The sequence below is a fragment of the Streptomyces sp. NPDC059534 genome, from assembly GCF_042743475.1.
In the GTDB taxonomy this organism is placed as follows: domain Bacteria; phylum Actinomycetota; class Actinomycetes; order Streptomycetales; family Streptomycetaceae; genus Streptomyces.
The window spans coordinates 20,550-30,574 of sequence record NZ_JBHWAQ010000016.1 but is presented as its reverse complement, the minus strand read 5'-3'; the positions used below and the strand labels follow the sequence as shown (position 1 = coordinate 30,574).

8 protein-coding genes are annotated in these 10,025 nt (G+C 74.5%); 5 read left to right on the top strand and 3 right to left on the bottom strand.

Annotated elements, in window-relative coordinates:
* Nucleotides 1-128: 128 nt before the first annotated feature.
* Both ACFVZH_RS19910 and ACFVZH_RS19905 read right to left on the bottom strand, forming a co-directional pair.
* Nucleotides 129-731: an HdeD family acid-resistance protein gene (locus ACFVZH_RS19910; RefSeq protein WP_384898678.1), complete on the bottom strand. Its 603-nt coding sequence runs from the start codon at nucleotides 729-731 to the stop codon at nucleotides 129-131.
* Nucleotides 732-803: 72 nt separating this feature from the next.
* On the bottom strand, nucleotides 804-2,180 hold the full coding sequence (locus ACFVZH_RS19905; protein WP_384898677.1) for a dipeptidase: 1,377 nt from the start codon (nucleotides 2,178-2,180) through the stop codon (nucleotides 804-806).
* Nucleotides 2,181-2,351: 171 nt separating this feature from the next.
* Here ACFVZH_RS19905 and ACFVZH_RS19900 point away from each other — a divergent pair, with 171 nt between their 5' ends.
* Together ACFVZH_RS19900 and opcA are read left to right on the top strand one after the other, a co-directional pair.
* Complete coding sequence (locus ACFVZH_RS19900; RefSeq protein WP_384898676.1) at nucleotides 2,352-2,891, top strand: DoxX family protein; 540 nt, start codon at nucleotides 2,352-2,354, stop codon at nucleotides 2,889-2,891.
* An 80-nt stretch (nucleotides 2,892-2,971) separates the two neighbouring features.
* Nucleotides 2,972-3,883, top strand: coding sequence for a glucose-6-phosphate dehydrogenase assembly protein OpcA (gene opcA, locus ACFVZH_RS19895; RefSeq protein WP_384898675.1), 912 nt, complete (start codon nucleotides 2,972-2,974; stop codon nucleotides 3,881-3,883).
* A gap of 101 nt (nucleotides 3,884-3,984) precedes the next feature.
* On the opposite strand, the gene ACFVZH_RS19890 is transcribed toward opcA, so the two are convergent.
* Nucleotides 3,985-4,956, bottom strand: a complete 972-nt coding sequence (locus ACFVZH_RS19890; protein ID WP_384898674.1) for an acetylxylan esterase — start codon at nucleotides 4,954-4,956, stop codon at nucleotides 3,985-3,987.
* Between the two features lie 247 nt (nucleotides 4,957-5,203).
* On the opposite strand from ACFVZH_RS19890, the gene ACFVZH_RS19885 reads away from it, so the two are divergent.
* The 3 genes from ACFVZH_RS19885 (at nucleotide 5,204) to ACFVZH_RS19875 (ending at nucleotide 10,003) form a co-directional block, all read left to right on the top strand.
* Nucleotides 5,204-5,485, top strand: coding sequence for a hypothetical protein (locus ACFVZH_RS19885; protein WP_384898673.1), 282 nt, complete (start codon nucleotides 5,204-5,206; stop codon nucleotides 5,483-5,485).
* A gap of 135 nt (nucleotides 5,486-5,620) precedes the next feature.
* Complete coding sequence (locus tag ACFVZH_RS19880) at nucleotides 5,621-6,769, top strand: hypothetical protein (protein WP_384898672.1); 1,149 nt, start codon at nucleotides 5,621-5,623, stop codon at nucleotides 6,767-6,769.
* A gap of 195 nt (nucleotides 6,770-6,964) precedes the next feature.
* Nucleotides 6,965-10,003 (top strand): BTAD domain-containing putative transcriptional regulator, encoded by a 3,039-nt coding sequence (locus ACFVZH_RS19875; RefSeq protein ID WP_384898671.1) that lies wholly within the window; start codon nucleotides 6,965-6,967, stop codon nucleotides 10,001-10,003.
* The last annotated feature ends 22 nt before the right edge of the window (nucleotides 10,004-10,025 follow it).

Below are 10,025 nucleotides of genomic sequence, written 5' to 3'. Positions count from 1 at the left end.
CCGCGTTGGCGGGGGGACGGGTGTACAAGGACCGGCAAAATGTCCCGCACGCGACAACAGCCCCCGCCGTCCGCCCGGTACGCGGGCGGACGGCGGACGGTACGACACCCCGCGAGGGGCCGGCCGGATCAGGCCCCCGGCGGCAGGTCCTTGGCGCGCGAGCGCACCTGGAGGGCCGTGACCAGCTCGACGGCGCCGACCGCGATGAGCCAGATGCCGCCGAGCAGTGTGAGGACCGCGGCCGACTCCAGCGGGGAGACGATCAGCACGACACCGGCGAGCGCGCTGACGACGCCGAGGAAGATCTGCCAGCCGCGCGCCGGCATCGCCGGGTCCGAGGCGGCCGCCACGGACTGCGTGATGCCCCGGAAGAGCCAGCCGATCCCGATCCACAGGGCGAGCAGCAGGGTCGACTGCATCGCGCCCTTGAAGCAGAACAGGCCCAGCAGGATCGACAGCGCGCCGCTGATGAACGCCATCACCCGCAGCGCCGTGCTCACATGGGTACCGAAGGCCGCGACCAGCTGCATCACACCGCTGAACAGCAGGTAGAGGCCGAACAGGACGCCGGCCACGAGCAGGGAGGCACCCGGCCAGACCAGGACCAGGACGCCGAGGACCACGGAGACGAGTCCGGCCACCAGCAACGCCTGCCACGCGGCGCCGGCGAGCAGCCCGATCGGTCCGGGCAGTACCTCCCGCTGCGGGGGTCGGTCATGAGTCTGTGTCATGGAACGCTTCCGGTCCTTTCATGGGAGGGCGCGGGTCGGGAGGGGGACCCGGGGGGTCCGCGGGGCCGCCGGTCAGCGCGGGGTCGCGTAGCCGCTGAGGAAGAGCGCCTCGGCCAGTGCCATGTGCTCGATCTCCGAGGGGTCCACGCTCTCGTTCGGCGCGTGGATGAGACAGCCCGGCTCCTCGACGCCGATCAGCGCGATCTCCGCGTCCGGGAAGTGCTCGGCCAGGACGTTGCACAGCGGGATCGACCCGCCCTGCCCGGACTGGACCATGTCCTTGCCGTACGCCGCGCCGAGCGCCGCCGCCAGGGCCCGGTAGGCGGGCCCGTCGGTGCGCGCCCGGAACGGCTGCCCGGCGCTCTCCGGCTCCACCTCCACCCGGGCGCCCCAGGGAGCGGCCGACTCCAGATGGGCGGTGAGGGCGCGCAGCGCGTCGTCCGCGTCGATTCCCGGCGGCACCCGCAGGCTGACCCTCGCCCGTACCCTCGCCTGCACGGCCGCCGAAGAGCCCACCACCGGCGGGCAGTCGATGCCGAGGACGGTGACGGCGGGCCGCGCCCAGAGCTCGTCGGCGACCGAGCCCGTACCGACGAGGGAGACGCCCTCCAGCACGCCCACGTCGGCGCGGAACTGCTCGGGCGGATAGTCCACCCCGTCCCAGACCCCGTCGCCGGGCAGCCCCTTGATCGCCGTGTTGCCGTGCTCGTCGCGCAGGCTGTCGAGGATCCGGACGAGCGCCGCCAGCGCGTCGGGAGCCGGACCGCCGAACATGCCCGAGTGCATCTCGCCCTTGAGCGTGGACACCGTGACGACGACGTTGGTGAGCCCGCGCAGCGAGGTGGTCGCGGTCGGCAGCCCGAGCGCGAAGTTGCCCGTGTCGCAGATCAGCAGGGTGTCGGCGGCGAAGAGTTCGGGCTGGAGCGGCACCAGCTGCTCCAGGCCGCCGGTGCCCTGCTCCTCCGATCCCTCCGCCACGAACTTGATGTTCACGGGGAACCCCCGGCCGTCCGGGCCGCCCAGCGCGCGCAGCGCCGTCAGGTGCATGGCGATGTTGCCCTTGCAGTCGGCCGCGCCGCGACCGAACCAGCGCCCGTCGCGCTCGGTGAGCTCGAACGGCGGCGTCTGCCAGGCGTCGTCGTCCAGCGGCGGCTGCACGTCGTAGTGGCAGTACAGCAGGACCGTCGGCGCCCCTTCGGGTCCAGGTGCGTGGCCCACCACCGCGTCCGTGCCGTCCGGGGTCGTCACCCGGCGCATGTCCCGCAGCCCGGCCTCGGTGAAGGCCCGGACGAGGTAGTCGGCGGTCTTCGCGCACTCCTCGGGCGGGAACTGCCGCGGGTCGGCGACCGAGCGCATCGCCACCAGCGCGGTCAGGTCCTCCTTGGCCCGGGGCATCAGGGCCCGGACCTTCTCCCGCAGGGCTGCGGTCTCGGTGGCCTCGGCGGACATGCGTACCCACTTCCCTCGGGGATGAAAGCCCCCTCAGTCAAGCAACAGTGGGCAAGAGCCGCAAAACGTGACTCAAGTGGACTATTCAGGGTGCGGTTCGAGGGGCGCCGGGCGCCCCGCGGGACGAGAGTGGACGGCGTACGTGTCCCCCTCCCGCACTTGGAGAACCTCATGGGCCACCTCAACCGGCGCGATCTCGGACTGCTCGTGCTGAGGGTCGGCACCGGCGCCGTCCTCGCCGCGCACGGCACACAGAAACTCCTCGGCTGGTTCGGCGGCGGCGGCATCGAGGGCACCACCAAGGCGATGGAGGCCATGGGCTTCAGCCCGGGCCGCGAGAGCGCGATCGCCGCCGGCCTCGGCGAGGCGGGCGGCGGAGTCCTCCTCGCCCTCGGGCTCGCCACTCCCGCCGCCGGCGCCGCCGCGGCCGGCGCCATGACGGGAGCCGTGGCCGTCCACGCGCCGGCCGGCTTCTTCGCCCAGGGCGGCGGCTACGAGTACCCCGCCTTCCTCGGCTTCACCGCCGCCGCGATCGGCATCACCGGCGCCGGCCGCTACTCCCTGGACCACGCCACCGGCCATGTCCTCGACCGGCCCTGGGTGGTGGCCACCGCCTTCCTCGGCACGGCGATCGCCGCCGCGGCCGTCGTCGGCCGCCGTGCCCAGGACCAGGCGGCGCCCGGCCCCGAGCCGGAGGCGGAGCCCGCGTAGGAGCCGGGGGAGGGGGACCCGCACGCGTCCGCCGCACGGGAGGGTTAGGCTCGCCGCAGAGGAAGGGACGGGCGCCGCGCATGAAGATCGATCTGACGGACACCAACTCCAGCAAGATCAACAAGGCGATCCTGCGAGGACGCAGGGCCGTCGGCACACCCGCCGTCGGCGCCGTGCTCACCCTCGTCGTCGTCACCGACGAGGAGAACGCCTACGACTCCGTCAGGGCCGCCAACGACGCCTCCCGGGAACACCCTTCCCGCACGCTCGTCGTCATCAAGCGCCACGCCCGCTCGCCCCGCGGGCGGCACGAGACCCGGCTGGACGCGGAGGTCCGCCTCGGTACCGACGCCGGGTCGGGGGAGACGGTCCTGCTCCGGCTCCACGGCGAACTCGGCGCCCGCGCCGACTCCGTGGTCCTGCCGCTGCTCCTGCCCGACGCCCCGGTCGTCGTCTGGTGGCCCGTCGACGCCCCCGAAGTCCCCTCCCTCGACCCGCTGGGAGCGCTCGCCCAGCGCCGGATCACCGACATGTACGCGGTGGAGGACCCCCTCGCCGCCCTGGAGGCCCGCGCCGCCTCCTACGCGCCCGGCGACACGGACCTCGCCTGGACCCGGCTCACGCCGTGGCGCTCCATGCTGGCCGCCGCGCTCGACCAGGCGCCCCTCGCCGTGACGTCCGCCGCCGTGGAGAGCGAGGCGGAGAACCCCAGCGCCGAACTCCTGGCCCGCTGGTTCGAGGTCCGGCTCCGCGTCCCCGTCGACCGGGTCGTCACCGACGGCCCCGTCGTCACGGGCGTCCGCATGGACACCGCGGACGGCGAGATCCGCATCGACCGCCCCGAGGGCCCCGTCGGCCGGCTCGCGATCCCCGGCCAGCCCAGCCGGGTCCTCGCCCTCAAGGTCCGTACCACCGCCGAGCTCATCGCCGAGGAACTCCGCCGTCTCGACCCCGACGAGGCGTACGCGGCCGCCCTGCGCGGCCGCGCCTGACGAGCACGGCGTGCCGGAGCCCGGGCCGATCAACGGCCCGGGCTCCGGCACGGTCGGGTACGAAGTCCGAGGGTGTCCGGCCGATCAGGCCAGGACGCTTCCTAGCCGCGCAGCCTCCCCGGCAGCCACCGCAGCTGGGCCGCCTGCTGGAACGGGCCGCCCCCCTCGTGGTCGTTGAAGTCGTAGACCTCGATGGCCTTGTCCGCCTCGGCGTACGCGTTGAACGCGGCGAACACGGTCGACGGCGGGCAGGTCAGGTCCTCGAGCGCCGTCGAGAACAGCGCCGGGGCCGTGGCACGCGCCGCGAAGTGCACCCCGTCGAAGTAGGCGAGTGTCTCCCGGGCCTGCCGTACCCGGCCGCGATGCGTCTTGAGGTAGTTGCCGATCTCGCGGTACGGGGTGCGGTCCGTGATGGTCGTCGCGCGGGGGAAGTCGCACAGGAACGGCACGTCGGGCGCCACCGCCACCAGGTCGCGGACCAGCCCCGCCACCGCGAGGGTGATACCGCCGCCCTGGCTCCCGCCGGTCACCGCCGTACGGGCCGCGTCCACCAGCGGGTGCGAGCGGGCGGCCTCCACGGCACGGACGGCGTCCGTGAACAGCCGCCGGTAGTAATAGGTGGACGGGTCCTCGATCCCCCGGGTCATGAACCCGGGGAACGACGGCGCGCTGCCCACCGGGTCCGGCGTGTCACCGGTGGCCCAGCCGCTGCCCTGGCCACGCGTGTCCATCACGAAGTGCGCGAACCCGGCCGAGGCCCACAGCAGATGGGCGTGCGGAAGGCCCCGCCCGCCGCCGTACCCGAGGAACTCCACCACCACCGGCAGCGGTTCCGTCGTGCCGGCGGGTATGACGAACCAGCCCTTGACCGGCTGTCCGTCGAAGCCGCTGAACGTCACGTCGAACGTCTCGACCGTGGCGAGCCCCGTCTCCGCCGGCTCGAACCGCGCGCCCAGCTCGTGCGCGCGGGCCTCGTCGAGGGTCTTCGCCCAGAAGTCGTCGAAGTCCTCCGGTTCCACGGAGGTGCTGCGATAGGTGCGGAGTTGTTCGAGGGGCAGGTCGAACTGCGTCATGGAAACCGCCTGGTGAGAAGGGTCGCGTTCGGTATCTCGACCGGTCACCGCCGGCCCTGCCCACCCTAGCCGCGGACGCGGCTGATTCATATACGTGAATGAATCCCCGTCCGGGCCCGTCCGGGCGGACACTCCGCGCCGTCGGCGTCACGAGAACACCTCCGGGACGGTACGCGTGGCATCCTCGGACGAACCGCCCACACCGTATACAGCCGTGGGCCTTCTTCGTCCTGCGCGGAGGGACTCCATGCTCATCAGTCACGCCGTGGGGGAGGACGTCCTCCACGTGACCCTCCACTGCGACCTGGATGTCGCCAACCGGGCCGCCGCGGCCCTCCAGATCCAGGCGCTCGTCCAGGCCCACCGGCCCGCGCGCGTCGTCATCGAGCTCCCCGCCGCCGACCCCACCCCCGCCACGATCAGTGCGCTCGCCCGCGCCCACCGCATGTGCGCCAGCCTGTCCATCCCCTTCTCCCTCGCCGGCGCGAGCCCCCGCACCCGCCGCCTCCTGGACGTGAACAGCTCCTGAAAGCGACCGGATTCCGGGCGAGAGGCGGCGCTATATCGAGCGTTGATCGGCCCCAGATGTCCGTCGTCTTTCATCGGTGCCCGGGGCTCTGGAAGTCCCGACGCCGATGAACGACCCAGGGAACGGAGCCGACGGATGCATCCGCGATGGAACGAGGACTCCCGGCCGCGTGGCGCGGCCGGGCCGGACGAGGGCTCGGACGGTGCCGCCGGGCCCGCCGTCCACGCACTCGGCGAGGCCGGCGCACGCGCCGCGTTCCTCGGCAGGCTGGCGGGCGAGGCCGTCGACCCGGCCGGGCTCCTGGAGCGGGCCGCCGCCGGACCGGGCACCGGACCCCTCGGTGCCCTGCCCGAGGCCACGCCCGGCCCGGCCGGGCTGTGGACGTGCGAGATCCCGGTGACCGCCCCGTCCGGAGTCCTGCCCTCCGCGGCGCCCGGCGCCGTCACCGTCTCGGGCCACGGCGGAGACGCCCGGACCGCCCGCCTGGCGGCCCTGCTCACCGCGCTGGCCGTGCACGGAACCCTGGCCGCCGTCCCGCACGCCCGGCCCGGACGCGAGGTCTGGGGCCTGGACCTCGTCACCGGGGGGCTGCGCCGAATACCGGCCGACGAGGCCCACCCCGCCCCGGCGCACGGCACGACGTTCCGGCCGGTGCCCGGCGCGGCGGCCGGGCTCACCTGGGAGGCGGCCGTGGAGACCGCGTTGGTCCGGCACTGCGAGGAGCTGGTGACCCACCGGCTCGCCGAGCCCGGTGTACGGGTTCCCCGCCTCGCCCTGCCCGCCGACGGCGGCACCTTCCTCCGCGCCCTTCGCAGGCTGGGCGAGCCGGTCGCCCACGACCTGTCGGCGCTGCTCCCCGTCCCGGCGTGCGCGGTCCGGCTCCGGGCGGGCGGCGGCACGGCCGTCGGCGTCGGCGCCACCCGGGCCGAGGCCGTCGCGGCCGCCGTCGAACGGGCCGTGACCCTGAACGCGGGAGCGGGAGCCGGTGACGGCCGTGGCGGGCCGGCTGTTCCCGCCGTATCCGCCGTATCCGCCGTATCCGCCGTATCCGCCGTATCCGCCGTATCCGCCGTATCCGCCGTATCCGCCGTATCCGCCGTGACGCCGGAGCAGGAGGTGTCCGGTCCTCCGGTTCCGGTGGAGCGCGGGGAGTCCGGGCGGGCGGGGCTCGTGGAGGTCCTGCGGGCCCGGGGGCGGACCCCGGTCGCGGTGCTGCTCGACCACGATCCGCGCGCGGGTCGTCTCCTCCCCTACATCGTGCGGGTGGTCCTGCAGGACAGTTGAGTCCCGTCGCGTCCGAGGTGCCGTGTGGCTTCGTCCGAAACGCGGCCCCGGCACGTGCCGCTGACAGCTCGGCGTGTCATGATCTCATGATCGGACGCCGTGCGTCCGGAGGCTGTGCGACGGGGGTCGCGTAAGGCGCGAGTGCAGAAGGCGGGATCCATGGGAGGGCCGATTCGGTTCAGTGTTCTCGGGGCCGTGTCCGTGTACCGGGGCGACGATCCGGTGACCATCGGGTCGCCCCAGCAGCAGGCCCTCCTCGTCGCGCTGCTGCTGCGCTCCGGCCGGGTGGCCTCGACGCACGAACTCATCGTCGCCGTCTGGGGCGAGGAGCCCCCGAGCTCCGCGCTCGCCAGCCTGCGCACCTATGTGTGGCGGCTGCGGCAGCTCCTGGAGGAGGACTCCGGCTCCCCGCGGCTGCTGCTCTCCCACCCCGACGGATACCGCATGGTCGTCCCGCCGCTCTCGGTGGACCTGCACCGGGTCGAGCGGCTGGCGGCGGACGCCTCCCGCGCGCGGTCGGACGGCGACGACGAGACGTGCGGGCGGCTGCTGGCCGAGGCCCTCGACCTCTGGCAGGGGGCGCCGCTGGCCGGCGTGCCGGGCCCGTACGCCGAGCAGCAGCGGGCCCGCTTCACCGAACTGTGGCTCCGTCTGCGCGAGGAACGCTTCGAGCACGAGCTGGCGGCCGGCCGCTACGGCGCCGTCATCCCCGACCTGACGGTGTTCACCCAGGAACACCCGCTCCAGGAAAGGCCGTACGGCTTCCTCATGCGGGCCCTGTACGCCTCCGGGCGACAGGCGGACGCGCTGGCCGTCTTCGCCCGCGTCCGGCACGTCCTCGCCGAGGAGCTCGGCGTCGACCCCGGCCCCGAGCTCGCCGCCCTGCACGAGCGGGTCCTCGCGGGCGATCCGCGGCTCGGCGCGGTCCCGGCGCCACGCGGAGCCGAGCCGTCCGTGTCCGTCCCCGAGAGCCCGCACACGCCGCCGACCGCCGCCGTGCCCCCCGCCCGTGCCCCCGTACCCGCCGCGGTCCCGGACCCGGAGTCGAAGCCGGACCCGGAGGCGGAGACGGCCATGGAGTCCGCCGCCCGCGTGTTCTCCCGGCCCGCCCAACTCCCCGCCGAGACCTTCGACTTCGCCGGCCGGACCGATCAGGTGGCCGAGCTGTGCCGGGTGTTCACGGATCCCGGTCGGACGTTCCTGCCGGTCGCGTCCATCAGCGGGATGGGCGGCGTGGGCAAGACCACCCTCGCCCTTCGGGTCGCCCACCGGATCAAGGACGAGTTCCCCGGCGGCCAGCTCTACGCCGACCTGCGCGGCAGCGGACTGGAACCCGCCGACCCCTCGGCCGTCCTCGCCAGCATGCTCGCGGCGATGGGCGTGCCGTCGCACGGGCTTCCGGCCACGACGGAGGACCGCGCACGGCTCTTCCGTACGCTGACCGACGGCCGGCGCATTCTGCTGCTCCTCGACAACGCCCGCGACCCCGCGCAGGTCGGCCCGCTGCTGCCCGGCTCCGCCGACTGCGCGGTGATCGTCACCAGCCGCACCCGGCTCGTCGGGATCCCCAGCGCGGTCACCGCCGTGGCCCTGGACGTCTTCGGGGCCGACGAGGCCATCGAACTGCTCACCGCCATCGTCGGGGCCGAGCGGGTGGCGGCGGAACCCGAGACCGCGAGGGCCCTGGTGACCGCCTGCGGGCACCTGCCCCTCGCGGTGCGGATCGTCGCGGCGCGGCTCGCCGCCCGGCCGCGCTGGCAGATCGAGACGATGGCCCGCCGGCTCGGCGACGAACGCCGCCGCATCGGCGAGCTGCGCGCCGGTGACCTGACCGTGGCGGCCACCTTCGAACTCGGCTACCGCCAGCTGCCGCAGGAGCAGGCGCGGGCCTTCCAGCTGCTCGCCCCCGTCGCCCGGCCCAGCATCGGCCTGGAGGCCGCCGCCGCGGCCCTCGGCCTCGACGAGTACGACGCCGAGGAAGTGCTGGAGTCCCTGGTCGACGCGGCCATGCTGGAGGCGCCGCAGCCCGGCCGGTACCGCTACCACGACCTCGTCTGGGCCTTCGCGCTCCAGCTCGGCGTCCCACCGGGCGACGGACTCCCCGAGGAGGGCACCCCCGTCCTCCTGCCGCTCCTGGAGCACCTGAGGGCCGCCGGCCGCGCCGCCTTCCAGAGCATGGTGCCGGGCGACCCCGACGGGATCTTCCTCGTCCCCGGCTCCGGGCCCGCACCGGACTTCGCCGGGCTCGTCGAGGCGCGGGCCTGGGTCACCACCGAGTTCGAATGCCTCATCAACGCCCTGACCCTGGCCGCCCGCTGCCCCGGCGGGGCGGGGCAGCGGATCCTGCGCGTCGCCGCGGATCTGCTCATCGCCCTCACCCCGTTCGGCAAGGACATTCCGTACGGGCAGCTCGGCGCCGCCGCGAGGGCGCTGGCCGAGACCGCGGCGCGCAGCGGTGACGACCAGGTCGCGGGACGGGCGCACTTCGTGTGCGGGAACACGGCGCTCCAGAGCGCCCGGCTCGCCGAGGCGGAGCAGTTCACCCGGCTCGCCGCGGAGGCGTGCGAGCGGGCGGGGGACCTGGTGATCCTCCGGCAGACCCTCAACGACCGCGGGCTGATCGCGCAGTTCCAGCACCGCTACGAGGACGCGGTGCGCTGCTATGACCAGGCGATCGACCTGGCGAGGAGGCTCGGGCACCGCTCGGGCGAACTGGTGACGCGGCTCAACGCGGCACAGGCCAGGCTGCGCGGCGGGCGGGCCGAGGAGGCGCTCGTCGCCTGCGGCGAGGCGCTGGCCGCGCTCGTGGAGGTGGAGGACCACCACGGCGCCGCGTACGCGCTGTACGTGCGGGGCATGGCCCTGCACGAGCTGGGCCGGTACGCCGAGGCGGTCGCCAGCCACACCGAGTGCCTCGCCCTGTGCGAGACGTGGCAGATCCGCGGCCAGGAGTCGCAGGCCCGCTTCCGGCTGGCCGAGACCCTGCGGGTCATGGGCCGCCTGGAGGACGCCGTCCAGGAGGCGACCCTCGCCCTCGGGCTCTGTACGCGGCGCGGGGCGGAGCGCGATCAGGGGCTCGCTCTGCTGGTGCTCGGCCGTGCGCTGGCCGACCGCCAGGACACCGAGGCCGCGGCGGCCAGGGCCCGGCAGGCGCACACGCTGTTCAGCAGGCTCGGGCTGCCCGACGCCGATCACGCGGCGGCGCTCCTGGCGGCGCTCGGCCGGAGCCTGTGAACCCTCTCGCCGCTCCCCAGGC

What these genes read in the sequence shown, in the direction of transcription:
- ACFVZH_RS19910 (WP_384898678.1), bottom strand. Translation starts at nt 731, where the DNA reads ATGACACAGACTCATGACCGACCCCCGCAGCGGGAGGTACTGCCCGGA.
- ACFVZH_RS19905 (WP_384898677.1), bottom strand. Translation starts at nt 2,180, where the DNA reads ATGTCCGCCGAGGCCACCGAGACCGCAGCCCTGCGGGAGAAGGTCCGG.
- ACFVZH_RS19900 (WP_384898676.1), top strand. Translation starts at nt 2,352, where the DNA reads ATGGGCCACCTCAACCGGCGCGATCTCGGACTGCTCGTGCTGAGGGTC.
- opcA (WP_384898675.1), top strand. Translation starts at nt 2,972, where the DNA reads ATGAAGATCGATCTGACGGACACCAACTCCAGCAAGATCAACAAGGCG.
- ACFVZH_RS19890 (WP_384898674.1), bottom strand. Translation starts at nt 4,956, where the DNA reads ATGACGCAGTTCGACCTGCCCCTCGAACAACTCCGCACCTATCGCAGC.
- ACFVZH_RS19885 (WP_384898673.1), top strand. Translation starts at nt 5,204, where the DNA reads ATGCTCATCAGTCACGCCGTGGGGGAGGACGTCCTCCACGTGACCCTC.
- ACFVZH_RS19880 (WP_384898672.1), top strand. Translation starts at nt 5,621, where the DNA reads ATGCATCCGCGATGGAACGAGGACTCCCGGCCGCGTGGCGCGGCCGGG.